Raw genomic sequence first — 16,493 nt, forward strand, 5'->3', positions numbered from 1 at the left:
AGATGCGCGAAGGCCGCTCCGCCATCGGCCCGCTCGCCAATTCCGAGCTTCATGACCTGGAGGGCATGACCGGCGCTGAGATCAAGGCGCTGCCCGAGCACGACATCGATCGCAAGCAGCTCGTCTCCATGGCCCGCTTCAGCTTGCTCGCCGTGCTTGCGGCGCGCGAAGCCATGCGGCAGGCCGGACTTTCCTGCGACGAAGGGAATGCCCATCGCTTCGGCGCTACAGTGGGCGTCGGCGGCTTGGGCTGGGATGTAATGGAGGAAACTTACCGGGCCCTCCTTTTGGACGGCGCGAGGCGAGTTGGCATCCTCGCTGTACCCAAAACGATGCCAAGCGCCGCCGCCGGCCAGGTGAGCTTGCGCCTCGGCTTGCGCGGGCCGGTGTTCGGGGTGACCTCCGCATGTGCCTCGGCCAACCATGCGATCGCCTCGGCGGTGGATCAGATCAAGCTGGGCCGGGCCGACGTAATGGTTTCCGGAGGCAGCGACGCACCCTTCGCATGGGGCGTGCTGAAAGCATGGGAAGCAATGCGCGTGCTTTCACCCGATACCTGCCGGCCCTTCTCCGCCGATAGGAAGGGCCTGGTGCTGGGCGAGGGTGCTGGCATGGCCGTGCTGGAAAGCTACGAGCATGCCAGGGCGCGTGGTGCCACAATCCTTGCCGAGATCGCCGGCGTCGGCCTTTCCGCCGATGCCTTCCACATCGCCGCGCCATCTGTCGAGGGGCCAGCGTCGGCGATGCGCGCCTGCCTTGCCGATGCCGGGCTGAATGCCGAGGACGTCGACTACCTCAACGCGCACGGCACCGGTACCAAGAGCAATGATCAGACTGAAACGGCGGCGATCAAGCGTGTGTTTGGAAACCACGCTTATTCGATGTCCATCTCTTCCACCAAGTCCACGCACGCGCATTGCCTCGGCGCAGCGAGCGCGCTTGAAATGATCGCCTGCGTGATGGCAATCCAAGAGGACGTCGTGCCGCCGACCGCCAACTATCGCGAGCCAGACCCCGCTTGCGATCTCGACGTCACGCCCAATGTGCCGCGCGAGCGCAAGGTGCGCGTCGCCATGAGCAACGCCTTCGCCATGGGCGGCACGAACGCAGTTCTGGCATTCAGGCAGGTGTAGAAGCCATGCAAGACGCCTCATTTGAGGTCACCTGTCGTATCTAGCTGCTTGCCGGACCACTATGTGAAGCGAGCGCTATTGGCTGCCTCTGCGATGCGGGAATTGGCAGCGGACGTCTCACGATCAAACAGGCATCTGCTTGTAGAATTCTTTTAATCGTGAAGCGGCGCGAGTGCGCTATCCGTTGAGGTGAGCAAGGCCGGCGCCCTGGGTGAGCTCTGGTGTCGGGTGGTGGAAAGTACAGGGGGAGCTGTGTGGCCACCTCTTTCTCGGCCTCGACGATGTGCGAAGGAGCCTGTGCGGCGAACGGGCCGACGCCCCAGGCTCAGAACCTGGGCGAACCTAACTCCCGCCAAAGGACAGCCCAGAGCTGGATACACGAAAAAGATACTGAACCCGCGAATCAGATTCTGATCAATCGTCGTGTCTGAGCTCCGCTCGGGCTCTTACGGAGATAATCGAGCGGCCCGGCAACGGCCGCGCGTGCCGCGGGCGTGAGCTTTGCGCTTCGTCAGAAGTGCCTCGAGCGTGACGACGATAATTGACCAGCCATATGGAACGCATTCGCCCAGTTATCCAAAGCGTGGATACCTTTCATCTAAACAAAGGATTTTACCGTTTTTGCTGCAGGTCCCATAGAAGCGCTTCAAGTTGGAAAGATAGGTAGTTCCGATGGTTGCGTTGGATCCGAGGAGCATCATCTGGTGTGCGGGGCGTACAAAGTCAGTCGCATCTGCATTGCGGCTTGGTCTTTCGGCGGTCTCCACAAGTTACGCCCCGTTGGGGCGACGCCAATTATTTAACCAATGCTTGGACATTTATCTCAACCGGACAGCTACAAGGTGAGGTCTTCCATGCGCCCGAATGTCGAGTGGAAGTTGTGCTGGGAAAATGAGTTGCAACTGGCCGACCATGTCGAACTCTCCGACTTTTTTCGAAAGACCTATGGACGGACTGGCGCCTTCAACGCGGAGCCATTCGAAGGCGGCCGCAGTTGGGCCGGCGCGAGGCCGGAATTCCGCGCAATCGGCTACGACGCGCATGGGGTAGCGGCTCACATCGGCATGCTGCGGCGCTTCATCAAAGTTGGCGAGGTCGACTTGATCGTCGCTGAATTGGGCCTGTACGCGGTTCGTCCGGATCTTGAAGGGCTCGGAATCGGTTTTTCGATGCGCGTGGCGTACCCAGTGCTCCATCAGTTGGGTGTTCCATTCGCTTTCGGCACGGTTCGGCACGCGCTGCGAAACCATGTCGAAAGATTCTGCAGAGCCGGCCTCGCGAACATTGTGTCGGGCGTTCGCGTACGGTCGACCCGTCCAGACGTGCATCCCGACCTGCCGCCCACGCGCCTGGAAGACGTACTCGTGTTGGTTTCGCCGATCGGACGCTCGATGGACGAGTGGCCGTCCGGTACCCTGATCGACCGGAACGGTCCGGAACTATGAAGCCTCTGGACTACATATGCGAAGGGCAGAGTGACAATGCCGATGGCATTGCAGAGCGCAGCGTCTATCTGACGTTTGACGACGGTCCCAATTCATTTTTCACACCGCAGATACTCAATGTGCTGGCGCAACATCAGGTGCCGGCGACCTTCTTCGTTGTTGGGGCCTACGCGGCCGACGAGCCGGAACTCGTTCGCCGAATTATTACAGACGGGCACGGTATAGCCAACCACACGATGACTCATCCGGACCTGGCTAAATGCGGGCCCGTCGAAGTCGACCGCCAGATAGTTGAGGCAAACAGAGTCATAGGGATGGCTTGCCCGCAGGCCATGGTTCGGTACTTTCGTGCACCGTATGGCATCTGGACCGAAGAAGTAATCGCTGCATCAGCGGGTGCGGCATTGGCGCCCGTCCATTGGTCCATTGATCCACGCGACTGGTCTCGCCCCGGCGTTGACGCCATCGTCGACAGAGTGCTCGCCGATATCCGGCCGGGCGCAATCGTGCTGTTGCACGACGGGTGCGCTCCCGACGAATTGCAACCAGGCAATCAAGCCAGTCTGCGCGACCAGACGGTGACAGCGTTGTCACGCCTAATTCCAGAATTGCACGGCCGCGGATTTGTAATCCGATCACTTCCTCAACATCCCTGAACAAACAGAGATCCTATGGACCTTCTCACCACAGCCAGTACTGTTGCCGTTTCGTCTTATGCGGTGCTCTCGACTGTTTACAGAGGCATGCAAGCGGTCTACTCCCAACCGGAAAATGTTACGCCGCCGTCGGAAAGCTTGTTCGGATCCGACCGTTGGCCGAGCGTGGATGTCATCATCCCCTGCTACAATGAGGACCCGCGCACACTCGCGGCGTGTTTAGCTTCCATCGCAATTCAAGATTACGCCGGAACATTTCAGGTCTATCTGGTTGACGACGGTTCTGGAAATCGTAATGCCGTCATCCCGGTACATCACGCCTACGAGGGCGACCCGAGATTCAATTTCATTCTGCTCCGCGAGAATGTTGGCAAACGCAAGGCGCAGATCGCCGCCATCCGCCGCTCATCTGGAGATTTCGTGCTCAGCGTCGACTCTGACACGACACTTGCGTCCGACGTGATCACGAAGCTTGCAGTAAAAATGCGGGATCCCATGGTCGGAGCGGCCATGGGCCAGCTGACGGCATACAACCGCAGCGACACTTGGTTGACCCGATTGATCGATATGGAATACTGGCTGGCTTGCAATGAGGAGCGCGCGGCGCAAGGTCGCTTTGGTGCGGTCATGTGCTGCTGCGGCCCATGTGCAATGTACCGCCGGTCTTGTCTCCTTTCTCTGCTGGATCAATACGAGACGCAGCTGTTCAGGGGGAAACCAAGCGACTTCGGTGAAGACCGTCATCTTACGATCCTCATGCTGAAAGCAGGCTTTCGAACCGAGTACGTTCCAGGTGCCGTCGCGGCGACAGTCGTTCCGGACAAGATGGGACCTTATTTGCGCCAACAACTCCGCTGGGCACGGAGCACTTTCCGGGACACGATGCTTGCGCGAGGTCTACTGCGTGGCCTGGATCGCTATCTAACTTTGGATGTGATGGGAGAGAATCTCGGCCCATTGTTGCTCGGCATCGCGGTAGTAACGGCGCTCGGTGAGCTACTATTTTCACATACAGTAAATTGGTGGACGGTGCTGGCTATTGTCACCATGACCATAATCAGATCTACGGTGTTATCTTTCCGCACTCGGCAGCTTCGATTCATCGGCTATTCAATGCACGCGTTAATCAGGATATTCCTGTTGATCCCCTTGAAGGCTTACGCCCTGTGTACATTGAGCAATAGCGATTGGCTGTCGCGTAAAAGTGTTCCCCTGCCCAACAGAAGCACAAAGGAAATCACAAGCGCGACGCCGCTTGCCGGAGCAAATGCTGCGGGCAATTCTGGAATTGCGGAGTCACTTCATACTGCAGATCTTTCGCTCACAGCTGGTGAAGTCTGACGGCCTTGCAGCGCCGGGTGACCGAGTAAGTTGTGTCAGTCGACACGTGGTGAAGCTTGTCGAGTTACCTATGGTCAGAACGGGAACTATCTGGAAGCGACACGTGGCATCTTGACGTTAATTCTTTGGCGGAAGCGATACACGCGTCGCTCCGGCCGCGACTTTCCAAAGGTGCCATCTCAAGGCGGTGGCCTGCTCTGAACCAGATTCGTAAGTAAGCTGCCGGTGGCCAATCGGACTCATTCCGCTTGAGATAGACGCATGTCCAATGTAGCAATCGACCTTACCGGCGTAACCAAATTATTCGGAAACAAGCTCGTTGTGGACGGGCTGTCCTTCACCGTTGCATCGGGAGAGTGCTTCGGTCTGCTGGGGCCGAACGGCGCAGGCAAGAGCACGATTGCGCGTATGCTCCTCGGTATGACCCGGCCTGACGCGGGTGATATAACAGTCCTCGGTCTACCAGTGCCGGCACGCAGCCGCTTGGCCCGCAAGGGCATAGGCGTGGTCCCGCAGTTCGACAATCTCGACCTGGAATTTACGGTACGTGAGAACCTGTTGGTGTTCGGGCGCTACTTCGGCATGAGAACAAGAGAGATCAACGCCGTCATCCCACGGCTCCTCGAGTTCGCTCGCCTTGAGAGCAAGGCGGATTCACGTGTCGGCCTGCTATCCGGCGGGATGAAGCGGCGCCTGACGCTGGCACGTGCTCTGATCAACGACCCCCAGTTGCTTGTGATGGATGAGCCCACGACCGGCCTCGACCCGCATGCCCGCCATCTGATCTGGGAGCGACTTCGTTTCCTGCTGGCGAGCGGAAAAACGATCATTTTGACCACCCATTTCATGGAAGAGGCTGAGCGGCTTTGTGATCGGCTGTGTGTTCTCGAGCGGGGACGCAAGATCGCCGAGGGCAGTCCTCATGCGCTGATCGACGAGTACATTGGGTGCAACGTGATCGAGATCTTCGGCGGCAATCCACAGGAGCTGATTTCGCTGATCAGGCCGTACGTTCAGCGTATCGAGGTAAGCGGCGAGACGCTCTTTTGCTATGCGCCTGATCCGGAGGATGTGCGCATCCAGCTTCGCGGTCGAGCGGGTCTGCGTATTCTGGAGCGTCCACCCAGTCTGGAGGACGTTTTCTTGCGGCTAACCGGACGTGAGATGGAGAAGTGAGCAATGGGTGAACGTCTTGCGGCCGCTCTACCCGCCAACGCCTGGAACTGGATCGCGGTGTGGCGCCGCAATCATTTGGCATGGAAGAAGGTGGCATTTGCTTCAATGCTCGGCACCCTTGCTGATCCGATGATTTACCTTTTCGGGCTCGGCACTGGCCTTGGACTGTTGGTAGGCCGCATCGAAGGTGCATCCTACATCGCTTTTCTGGCAGCCGGCATGGTTGCGACAAGCGCGATGACAGCATCGACCTTCGAAACAATTTACGCGGTTTTCGGTCGAATGCGCGATCAGGGCACTTGGGAAGCAATCTTGCACACACAACTTACCCTCGGCGACATCGTTCTCGGTGAATTGACCTGGGCAGCCACAAAGGCCTTTCTGGCCGGTACGACAATTGCGATTGTTGCCGCCGCGCTAGGTTATGCCGCGTGGACGTCGGTTCTCTACGTGCTGCCGGTCATCGCTCTCACCGGGTTCGCCTTTGCGAGCCTGGCCATGCTCGTCATCGCGCTCGCGCCCAGTTATCACTATTTTATTTTCTATCAGACGCTTGTCATCACACCTATGCTGTTCCTTTCGGGCGCGGTTTTTCCAGTCGGCCAATTGCCAGGAGTGTTTCAGCAGATTGCGGCCTTCTCGCCGCTGGCGAATTCTATCGATCTAATCCGTCCGGTGATGCTCGGCCGCCTGGGCGACAATGTAGGGCTGCATATAGGCGCACTTTGCATGTTCGCTGTATTGCCTTTTTTTGTGTCGGCTGGACTGTTTCATCGACGACTAATGCGTTGACGCTTACCTACGCCCATCAACGAGAAGGAGGTCCGCAATGCCGGATTGCAAACTGCCCACAGCGGCCCGGAGGCATGCGTGTGCCAGGAATCGCGAGTGGTACAACAACGCCGAAGCCGGGCGCCACCCAGCCGCTGCAGGCACGCGCCCATCTTCGCGACCACACCTCGGAGTACAGGCTGGGTGGTGAGGCGCGGACCCACCCGGAGCGTTCAAGCGATAGCAGCCAAGCTTCTTGTGCGCGTCCCCAGACCGTCGCGGCCATTATTTAGTTGGATACACATGCAATGACCCACAACGAACCAACTCCTGAGCCTTTTGTGATCCTTGCTATGCCAAGGACCGGAACACACTATTTAGAAGAATTGCTAAACGAGCATCCGACCGTTTTGAGTAACGGTGAGTTGCTAAACGAATATGATCCCAATTGGCCCAGCACGGATCGCCTGCTAGGCACGGATCGCGAGCTTCTTGAGCTTGCCTATGTGCGCTGCCCTATGCGCGACTACAAGAATGTGACGCATCTTGGCTGCAAGATCAATGAACCTCAGTTTCGCGAGCGTCCAGCATTCTTTGCGGAATTAGCTCGTTGGCCAGCACTCAAGGTCATCCTCGTTGTTCGCCGAAACGTATTGGAATCGCTCCGATCCTTTGTGCAGGCCAGGGAAAGCGGTCAGTGGCTGAAGTTCAGCTCGGACAACGATACCGCTCGGCCACCGAGCGTCAGGTTGTCAATCGCTGACTGTGAGGCTTATTTCAAAGCCGCCGACGATTTTCACGCTCGCGTTATGGACTCCTTCACGTCGACCAACCTGCTTGTAATGGAATACGAGAGCCTTCTTCATGAACCTGCCCAATGCTTGGGAGCGGTTTGGGATTTCCTGGGCGTTCCAGCGCTTGAGCCATCAGATAACGCCATCCTGCAGCGCCAGGAAACGCGACCGCTGGATCAAACGGTGGAGAACTTTGACGAGTTGCGGATTCACTTCGCACGCGGACCTTATTCAAGATTTTTTGACCTCGGAGATTCGATGCGCTCCTACGCTTAATCGCTTGTCCCGCGTGCTCTGATGGGCGTGTAGGATATCCTACAGTTTGCGCGCAATCCGTCGCAAAACTGACCAACCAAAGTCACCAAGACGACAGATATCGGCCGGCATTCGATCTGCGGCGAACATCAAAGGCACGGCCGCAAGGCGACCTGGTCAATTCCCTCTCTGGCGAAGCACTTCTTCACGCGATCTTTGGCGAGCCTTGAGTGCAAATTCCGGCAAAGGTGGAGGGTTCCAGTGCGCAACCCGCACCAATCTCGCTGGACGGGACAGGCCTCCAGTTGGCACGGCGCTTGCTCCGAGATGACAGCAGCGCTCGACCGGAGCGCAGCATGGGAGAAGGAGGAGCCCCCACCCCGATCCGGTCAGGGAGAGAGAAACGGTGTTGGTTCCAAAAGTCCCCCGCGCGATCGCAGCGCCCCGCAAGCGCCATTTTGCCCGGACCTACGTGCAGGTGCTTGCCGCCATAGTCCTGGGTGCCGCAATTGGCTATCTCTATCCGGAAACCGGCCAGAGCCTGAAGCCGCTCGGCGATGCCTTCATCAAAGTCGTCAAGATGATTATCGCACCTGTCATCTTCCTGACAATAGCGACCGGCATTGCCGGCATGAGCGATCTGCAGAAGGTCGGCCGAGTTGCCGCCAAGGCGATGGTTTATTTCCTCACCTTCTCGACGCTTGCACTCGTTGTCGGACTGATTGTCGCGAATATCGTTCAGCCTGGCGCCGGCCTCAACATCGATCCGGCCTCGCTCGATGTCCAAGCCGTTAAGGGCTATGTGGCCACGGCTCACGAGCAGTCCGTGACCAGCTTCCTGATGAACATCATCCCGTCAACGATTGCCAGTGCCTTCGCGGAAGGCGACATCCTGCAAGTCTTGTTCTTCTCGGTCCTGTTCGGCATTGCTTTGGCGATGACCGGAGAGACGAGCAGGCCGGTCGTTACCTTTCTCCAGGCGCTTACCGCCCCCATTTTTAAGCTCGTCGGCATTCTGATGAAGGCTGCACCCATCGGCGCCTTCGGCGCAATGGCCTTTACGATCGGCAAATACGGAATCGGTTCGGTGGCCAACCTCGCGATACTGGTCGCGACGTTCTATCTTACCGCCTTCCTCTTCGTGTTCGGGGTTCTCGGCGCGGTCTGCCGCTACAACGGCTTCTCGATCTTTTCTCTTGTCCGCTACATCAAGGACGAACTGCTGCTTGTCCTGGCAACGTCCTCCTCGGAGGCCGCGCTGCCCTCGCTCATGGAGAAGATGGAGAAGGCCGGCGCCGCGCGTTCGGTCGTAAGTCTCGTCATCCCTACTGGATACTCATTCAATCTGGACGGTACCAATATCTACATGACGATCGCCGCCCTCTTCATCGCGCAGGCGACGAACACAGATTTGTCAATTGCCGATCAGATCCTCCTGCTGCTAATTGCGATGCTTTCCTCGAAGGGTGCGGCAGGCGTCACCGGCGCCGGCTTCATCACATTGGCCGCTACTCTCTCTGTCGTGCCGAGTGTTCCCGTTGCCGGAATGGCTCTAATTCTTGGCGTGGACCGCTTCATGTCGGAATGCCGCGCGCTGACGAATTTAGTCGGTAATGCGGTGGCATCGCTCGTTGTCGCTCGCTGGGAAGGCGAATTGGACCAGTCACGGATGGAAGCCGCTTTCCGCGGTTAGGGTTACATCAAACTGGCTCCCCGCAAGCAAAATCGCAACAGCGCGACGTGTAAGTCGCGGCCTTGCCACAACAGTCGAATTGCCAGCCTCCAAAGAGCGCTGGAAATAGAGTACTAACGCAGTGAGTAATACAACACCATGAAGCCCCTAAGCAAACGAACGGTTCACGGAAACTCATCTGGGTGCGCATGGAGCGCTGTTCGTCGAATGCGCTATCAACCGCCGGGTGTGGGAACTATTTCAGCTTGCCGCCCCAAGCCGTCGCGGGAGCGCACCGGATGATGGAGGACCGGCCGATCAGAATCGCTAGGGGAAAGCGCGTCACAATTGCCGATCTCGCCCGCGAAGCCGGAGTCAGCGTAGCAACAGTCGATCGGGTTCTGAACGTCCGCCTTCCGGTGCGAGAGGAGACCGCCCAGCGGGTCCATGCGGCCGCGCACGCGATCGGCTATCATGCTGCCGGTCTCATCAAACAGCGCTTGCAGCAGCACCTGCCGCACTACAAGCTGGGCTTCATCTTGAGAAAACCTACCCACGATTTCTACCAAGATTTCGCTCGCAAGATCGAAGAGTCGGTCAGTATGGCTAAATCCTTCCACGGCCTTCCGATCATCGAGTTCGCGCAGTCACATTTGCCGCGTGACCTGCTCCCGCTTCTTAAGGACCTTGGGAGCCGCTGCCAGGCGATCGCCATGGTGGCGGCCGATCACCCGAAAATCACAGCATCAGTCGAGGAGCTCAAGGCGAAAGGTATCCCGGTATTTTCGCTGCTATCCGACTTCGCCGATGGCGTGCGCGAGGGCTACATCGGCCTCAACAACAGCAAGGTCGGACGGACTGCCGCTTGGGTGTTTTCCAAGACCGCAAAACGGCCCGGCAAGGTGGCGGTGTTTGTCGGAAGCCATCGCTTCCAGGCGCATGCGACGCGGGAAACGGCCTTTCGTGCGTATTTTCGTGAGAACGCGCCAAAATTCGAGGTGCTTGATGCGCTCGTGAACCTTGATGAACGGCAGCTCACTTACGAAAAATTGCTGGATCTTATGCAGCGGGAACCAGAGCTCGTCGGCTTCTATATGGCCGGCGGGGGGATAGAGGGGGCAATTTCCGCGCTCCGAGAAGAGGGGAGCGGTCAGGATCTCGTCGCGATCGTGAGTGAAATGACGCCGCAGTCACGTGGGGCGCTTGCGGATGACATCTTGACGATGGCGGTCGGCACGCCAATGCGCCGACTTTGCCAGGAGCTGATAATGGCAATGGAGCGGGCCATCAAAGCCGGCGTCGCGGAGAGCCCGGGGCAGACATTTCTGCCGTTCGACATTTATCTTCCGGAAAATATTTGAGCTTGATGGATTTCTATCATGAGCGCCCATTTTCCTTTCACCGATGAAAGGAAAGCTCGATTGACTCGGCCGTCTCTGTCCGATCTGTGAACCGGCGTGGTTCCGTCTTGAAAGAAGCCGGATGCCGAAATGGCAGCCGCGCTTCATGGAAGGAAAGTCAAGCAATGCGCCAGGTATCGCCCCGCTTTGCACTCGATCACATGGCGGCGCCCCGCCTTGACGTCAGTGCGCTTTTCGCGCTTGCCCGTGACCAAGGCCTGACCGACGTCCAAATCCGTTACCCTCATTTCAGCAATCCTGTCGCACGCGGCATTCCGGCTGCGGACGTCCGGTTTGCCGCTACCGAAGCGGGCGTCACGATCATCTCTGTCAACGCCTTGCAGCGGTTCAACGACTGGACTCCAACGCGTCAGGCCGAGGCAAGCAACCTCGCCGATTATGCGACGGCGTGCGGGGCGGAGACGCTCGTGTTGGTGCCGGCCAACCGCAGCTCGTGGCCCACCAATAGCGAGCGCCAGGACAATCTTCGTTTCGCTCTAAACGAGATCAAGCCAATCCTCCAGTCGCGGGGTCTGATCGGTCTCATCGAGCCGCTGGGTTTCCGAACCTGCTCGCTTCGATCAAAGAAGGAAGCGGCCGAGGCCGTTGCCGCGGTTGATGGCCAGTCCGTCTTTCGCCTCGTGCACGACACGTTCCACCACACCCTGGCCGGGGAGACATGCCTGTTCTGCGAGCTTACCGGCCTGGTGCACATTTCAAGCGTAAACGACCCGACCTTCTGGATTTACCCCGATCGCTTTCTTGCAGGTTCCGACAATGGCAGCCAGATTCAGGCGCTGCTGGATGGCGGCTACGCGGGACCTTTCTCGTTCGAGCTGGTCGAGGAAGTCCATTCTCTGGACGATCTCGCAGGCGCACTTGCCGCCAGCATCGACTTTATCCGGCGAGGGCTATTGTCGTCAGAGTAGATGGTGACAGGAGTAGTGACTATAGGTGCGCCTGAATTTTCCGTGGGTTCACAGCGGGACAGCCATCCGAGATGCCTCTTGCATCATTATCTCCCGCATCCAGATGCTTGCCGGATCGCTATTGTGGAGGGCCGGCCATTGGAGGGTCTCGGTGAATGTGGGAAATGGCAGCGGAAGTTCGATAACCCGCAGGGGGAACGTTTTTTCGAAATGCCTGACCAGCCGCAAGGGCATGGTCGCTATACGAGCTGTGCCGGACACCATAGGTGGAATCATGCTGAAGCCCTGCACGGCGACCTCGACACGTCTCTTAAGGCCATGCTCAAGCAAAAACCATTCCTCGATAGACGGCTTCATCGTACGCCCGAACCTGACCGCGACGTGCCTCATCGACATGTATCTCTCGAATGTAAGCTGCTGTGGCAGCTGCTTGTTTGTGGGACAGCCTACGCACACGAGCTTCTCGTCAAACAGCGGAACGCTTGAATGCACACTCGACGTGAACATATCCGGTAGAATTAGAAAATCGACGTCACCGCGCCGGAGAAGCTCATCGGGGCTATCGTCGACAGGCAGCAGTTCGAAGCTGACGGCGGGGGCTTCCCGTGCAATACGCTCCACAAGCTTTTCGAAAAACACGAGCGTGACGAAATCGGAAAGAATGATCCTGAAGAGGCGATCGGCTCGAGCTGGGTCAAACGGATCCGAAGAAATAATCGAGCACTGGATGTGCTGGAGAGCGTCGCGAACTGCGGGGGCAAATGCTGCCGCACGCGGGGTTAGAAATCGTTCGCGACCTCTTATCGTAAACAGTTCATCGCGGAAATAATCGCGCAGTCGGGCGACGGCCGCACTCATGGCGGGCTGACTCAGGTTGATCCTGCGTGCCGCCGCCGAGAGATTACGCTCCGTCAGGAGTGCGTCGAGCACAACGAGGAGATTTAGATCAAGTCCTTTGAAACGCATGTCATCAGCCATCCATGGGATGGATGCCTTTAACCGAAACAAACGACTTTAACAATTTAGCATTCTTGCAATCTTTTGTCGCAAAAAGTTTATGATGGATGACGTTAAGGTCCGACATATGAGCCGCGTGATCTGCCGAAGCGAGCAATCGTACGTACTGTGCAGGTCAGAGATTAGCGGTTTGAAATGCCGGGCCGATGGCGCCGGGCTATCAACCAGCGTCTTCGGCGGCCCCGACCTAGCTAGGCGTGGAACCTAATAGGGTGCACCCTTCCAGTCCGAGGCGACTGATGGGCGGTTTGATCCTAAGCTGCCGTGAGGCCTGTGTTGTATCGGCGAGGCCAATGCAGCAGTTCGGCAGCGTCTTTGAGAGCTGTTGTAGGCTCGGCCTAAGCCCATTGGCGCAAGCCTGTCTGAACGAAGCGCTTGGCCTTGCTGTTATCCGGTGGTGATCTGTGGTGCCTTTTCGTCCTGCTGTTCTTGTTTTGGAACGCCCTTATGGTGAGCCCATCCGGGAAGTGGGGCACCGGGAGCACGAAGGTGCAGGCAGGCCGTCAATAGACCGTGGGCTGAGAGCCCGAGCTCGTTACATGGCCGCCCCTCGCGACTTTCCCGGAGGCGCTGCGAGCGCGGATCAGTAGATGTCGTGTTACCCGCCAGCTCCCGTCTTTGACCGAGCCAAGAAGGAGGAACGGGCATGCGCATCATCGGACTGGATATTCACCGCGCCTTCGCCGAAGCAGTGGCATGGGAGGATGGCAGGCTCAGGCGACTCGGCCGCGTCGACATGCCGCGCGATCTGCTGGCGGCGTTCGCCGCGAAGCTGTCGCCGAACGATGTCGGGGTGATCGAGGCCACCGGCAACGCGACGTCCGCTGCAGCTGTGGTTGCGCCGCATGTGAAGAAGGTGGGGATCGGCAACCCGAAACAGGTGCGTATCATTGCCTATGCCAAGATCAAAACGACGATCGACGCCGACGTTCTTGCGCAGCTCTATGCCAGCGGCTTCTTGCCAGAAGTCTGGATTGCGGACGAGCCGACGCAGGCTCTGCGTCGACAGGTGACACGGCGCAATCAGATTGTCCGACAGAGATCTCGATTGAAGACCGTCATCCAGTCGATCCTTCATAGCCACCTGATCCCGTCCTGCCCGCATGCCGACCTGTGCGGCGCCAAGGGTCGGACCTGGTTAATCGAGCAGGTCGTACCGCAGGACGAGCGCCTCGCGATCGATCGGCATCTGCGCGAGTTCGACCGATTGGGCGAAGACCTCCAGGTCATCGAACGCGATCTTGCCCGCTCGGCTCTCGAGGATGAAGGCGTGAAGCGGCTGATGACCATTCCCGGCGTCGACATCACCGTCGCGCTGGCGATGAAGGCGGCGATCGGCGACGTGTCGCGCTTCGACGATCCGCAGAAGCTCGTGACCTATCTCGGGTTGAACCCAAGCGTCCGACAGTCCGGCCAGGTCCGGCCTACCATGGGCGGATCACCAAGCAGGGCCGTGGTCATGCGCGCGGCATGCTCGTCGAGGCGGCCTGGGCGGCCGCTCGTGCTCCCGGACCGTTGCGAGCCTTCTCCCTGCGGCGTGCGAGCCCGGCGCGGACAGCATGTCGCGGCCGTGGCAACCGCACGCAAACTCTCTGTCGTGATCTGGCATCTGTTGATGAAGGGCGAGAGTTACGCGTGGGCTCGACCCTCCCTGCATGCCAAGAAGCTTGCGCGATGTGGAACTCAAGGCCGGGAGCAAGGCTGTGCGCGGCCAAAAGGGAGCCGCGCACGCCTACAACATAAAGAGCCACCGGGAAGAAGAGCGCCGCTGGGTGGAGCAGGCCGAGGGCGCCTATGCACGCCTCGCCGCCGGTTGGAACCCACGAGGTCCGAAGAGGGTAGGCACGGATGCCGCAAACGAGGCGCGACGATAGAAGCTGCGCGGCAGGGCTCTCATCTCGGACCCTGCTCTTCGCCACGCGGTCGTCCGTGCGCGACAGGAGAATAGCGCAGTCAAAAAGGCTCTTGTCGATCACATCAGTGGTCTTGGGCGCTGTACGGCCGGGTGAAGACTTTGCAGGTGGCCCGGAAAGCGTTTGACCTGTAGCGAAGCAATTGTCGTCATTACGCGCTCGACCCGGGCGCCCAGCTTGGCATAAGAGCTACGTGGCCTCAGGAAGCGTCGTCAATGCAGACCATGGACGAATTCCCAGCCGATGCCGAGATGCCGGTCGACCGTGCCTGTCGCCGCCCGGTGATGCGATGCCCCCGAGCGCATGAGTTCGCCCCGGATGCTCCCGGTCACGACGCACGGGTTCGGGTTCCAAGGCGCTCAGTTTGTTCGCGCCTAATCGGTGTAGGACGCGGCAGAAATACGAGCGTGACGAAATCGGAAAGAATGATCCTGAAGCGGCGATTCGGTAGAGCCGGGTCAAACTATCCGACGAAATAAACGAGCACTGGATGGGCAGGAGAGCGTCGCGAACTGGAGGGCAAGAGCTCCCGGACGCAGCGTTAAGTTTGAATACCTCCGCGGATATGGTCGCGAGCTCATCGCGCAAATAATCGAGCAGCCGAGCGCCGGCCGCACTCATGACCGGCTGGGCTCGGTTAATCTTGCATGCCGCGCCCATGAGGTTGCGCTCTGTCGGGAGTGCGTCGAGCACAACGAGGAGATGTAGTTCACGACCTTTGAAACGCGTGGTCAACTATCCAAAGTGTGGATGCCTTTCATCGAAACAAACGATTTCATCAATGTTGTGGAATCCTGCATGGGCAGAAGCACCTGACGGACACCGATGCCCCACTGCCTCATGGCGTGGCGAGCGTCTTAAGAAACCGCCCGAAAGGAGATTTTTCATGCGCTCTACCGGGCAGTGGAGTGTTGGGAAAGGGAGTTGCAACTGACCGGCCATGTCAAACTGTCCGACTTCTTCCGAGCCTATGGACAGACTGGGAGACGCGCACGGTGTAGCGGCTCACATCGTCATACTGCACCTACGCCACACACCGGCCGGACCTGATCCGGCTTTATGAGCATTGGGCTTTGTCAGTCGCACAAGCGTGGTGGCTATTTTCGCGAGGCGGCGCGCCTCAGGAACTGAGCCGCGTCCAGGTCGAAACGCGGGAAAGAAAGACAGGAAACAGAATGGCCGATCAATTCGCAACGGACGTCATTGCCCTGATCAAGAAACGCGCCGAGTCGGAGAGCGGTGAGGGAATGCCTGCGTCATTCGTCGGCGAGATAACAATCGCCACGGAACTGGACGCGCTCGGGTTCGATTCGCTGGGTTTGGCGGACGTCCTCTGGGATGTGGAACAGGCCTACGGCATCAAGATCGATATGAACACGGCCGATGCCTGGTCCAATCTCAAGAATGTCGGCGACGTCGTGGACGCCGTCCGCGGCTTGCTTGCGAAGGAGGCTTGAATGGACAGGCGCGTCGTTATCACCGGAGTGGGCGGCCTGTGCGGACTGGGCACTGACGCCGCCTCTATGTGGAAAGAGATGCGCGAAGGCCGCTCCGCCATCGGCCCGCTCGCCAATTCCGAGCTTCATGACCTGGAGGGCATGACCGGCGCTGAGATCAAGGCGCTGCCCGAGCACGACATCAACCGGGGGCATCTCATCTCCATGGACCGCTTCAGCTTGCTCGCCGTGCTTGCAGCGCGCGAAGCCATGCGGCAGGCCGGACTTTCCTGCGACGAAGGGAATGCCCATCGCTTCGGCGCGACAGTGGGCGTTGGATTTACCGGTTCATACGCAACAGAACAAACTTACCGCTCACTGCTTTTGGGTAGCGCAATCCGTGCTGAACTCTTCACTGGAGTAAAGGTGATGCCCAGCGCCGCTTCCGTCCATCTTAGCTTGCGCCTCGGCTTGCGCGGGCCGGTGTTCGGGGTGACCTCCGCATGTGCCTCGGCCAACCATGCGATCGCCTCGGCGGTGGATCAGATCAAGCTG

Annotated in this window: 14 protein-coding genes; 13 read left to right on the plus strand and 1 reads right to left on the minus strand. The window is 58.8% G+C overall.

Translation table 11 applies throughout. The features are described 5' to 3' along the window. The 10 genes from EOA79_RS19210 to EOA79_RS19255 all read left to right on the plus strand — a co-directional run. A partial coding sequence (locus EOA79_RS19210) for a beta-ketoacyl-[acyl-carrier-protein] synthase family protein (RefSeq protein WP_164893885.1) occupies positions 1 to 1,133 on the plus strand: 1,133 nt, incomplete at its 5' end. Positions 1,134 to 1,987: 854 nt separating this feature from the next. After that, complete coding sequence (locus EOA79_RS19215; RefSeq protein WP_063169401.1) at positions 1,988 to 2,578, plus strand: NodA family N-acyltransferase; 591 nt, start codon at positions 1,988 to 1,990, stop codon at positions 2,576 to 2,578. After that, the gene (nodB, locus tag EOA79_RS19220) at positions 2,575 to 3,234 is read left to right on the plus strand and encodes a chitooligosaccharide deacetylase NodB (RefSeq protein ID WP_091600617.1); all 660 of its coding nucleotides are present in this window, start codon (positions 2,575 to 2,577) and stop codon (positions 3,232 to 3,234) included. Before EOA79_RS19215 ends, nodB begins: the two co-directional genes overlap by 4 nt. 15 nt (positions 3,235 to 3,249) lie before the next feature. Next, positions 3,250 to 4,575, plus strand: coding sequence for a chitooligosaccharide synthase NodC (gene nodC, locus EOA79_RS19225; RefSeq protein WP_091600618.1), 1,326 nt, complete (start codon positions 3,250 to 3,252; stop codon positions 4,573 to 4,575). A 261-nt stretch (positions 4,576 to 4,836) separates the two neighbouring features. Next, the gene (gene nodI / locus EOA79_RS19230; protein ID WP_091600619.1) at positions 4,837 to 5,751 is read left to right on the plus strand and encodes a nodulation factor ABC transporter ATP-binding protein NodI; all 915 of its coding nucleotides are present in this window, start codon (positions 4,837 to 4,839) and stop codon (positions 5,749 to 5,751) included. Positions 5,752 to 5,754: 3 nt separating this feature from the next. Then, positions 5,755 to 6,543 carry an ABC transporter permease gene (locus tag EOA79_RS19235; protein WP_091600620.1) on the plus strand — a complete coding sequence of 263 codons (789 nt, stop codon included), beginning with the start codon at positions 5,755 to 5,757 and terminating at the stop codon, positions 6,541 to 6,543. 287 nt (positions 6,544 to 6,830) lie between these two features. Continuing rightward, a complete protein-coding gene (locus tag EOA79_RS19240; protein ID WP_024505871.1) occupies positions 6,831 to 7,592 on the plus strand; it encodes a sulfotransferase in 762 nt (253 codons plus the stop codon). A 388-nt stretch (positions 7,593 to 7,980) separates the two neighbouring features. Then, the gene (locus EOA79_RS19245; RefSeq protein WP_268929390.1) at positions 7,981 to 9,264 is read left to right on the plus strand and encodes a dicarboxylate/amino acid:cation symporter; all 1,284 of its coding nucleotides are present in this window, start codon (positions 7,981 to 7,983) and stop codon (positions 9,262 to 9,264) included. 278 nt (positions 9,265 to 9,542) lie between these two features. Further along, complete coding sequence (locus tag EOA79_RS19250) at positions 9,543 to 10,604, plus strand: LacI family DNA-binding transcriptional regulator (RefSeq protein ID WP_091600622.1); 1,062 nt, start codon at positions 9,543 to 9,545, stop codon at positions 10,602 to 10,604. Positions 10,605 to 10,768: 164 nt separating this feature from the next. Beyond that, entirely contained in the window at positions 10,769 to 11,572 is an 804-nt protein-coding gene (locus EOA79_RS19255; RefSeq protein ID WP_029356612.1) for a TIM barrel protein, read from the plus strand. A gap of 48 nt (positions 11,573 to 11,620) precedes the next feature. Here the strand turns inward: EOA79_RS19255 and EOA79_RS19260 are convergent, their stop codons facing one another. After that, positions 11,621 to 12,538, minus strand: coding sequence for a LysR family transcriptional regulator (locus EOA79_RS19260; RefSeq protein WP_029356610.1), 918 nt, complete (start codon positions 12,536 to 12,538; stop codon positions 11,621 to 11,623). 697 nt (positions 12,539 to 13,235) lie between these two features. On the opposite strand from EOA79_RS19260, the gene EOA79_RS19265 reads away from it, so the two are divergent. From EOA79_RS19265 to EOA79_RS19275, 3 genes are all read left to right on the plus strand, one after another. Then, the gene (locus EOA79_RS19265; RefSeq protein ID WP_245489901.1) at positions 13,236 to 14,537 is read left to right on the plus strand and encodes an IS110 family transposase; all 1,302 of its coding nucleotides are present in this window, start codon (positions 13,236 to 13,238) and stop codon (positions 14,535 to 14,537) included. A gap of 1,140 nt (positions 14,538 to 15,677) precedes the next feature. After that, positions 15,678 to 15,959 (plus strand): acyl carrier protein, encoded by a 282-nt coding sequence (locus EOA79_RS19270; RefSeq protein ID WP_095517116.1) that lies wholly within the window; start codon positions 15,678 to 15,680, stop codon positions 15,957 to 15,959. Next, positions 15,960 to 16,493: beta-ketoacyl synthase N-terminal-like domain-containing protein (locus EOA79_RS19275; protein WP_281060294.1), on the plus strand; the 534-nt coding region annotated here is incomplete at its 3' end.

It is taken from the genome of Mesorhizobium sp. M1A.F.Ca.IN.020.03.2.1 (assembly GCF_004023205.1).
Classification (GTDB): Bacteria; Pseudomonadota; Alphaproteobacteria; order Rhizobiales; family Rhizobiaceae; genus Mesorhizobium.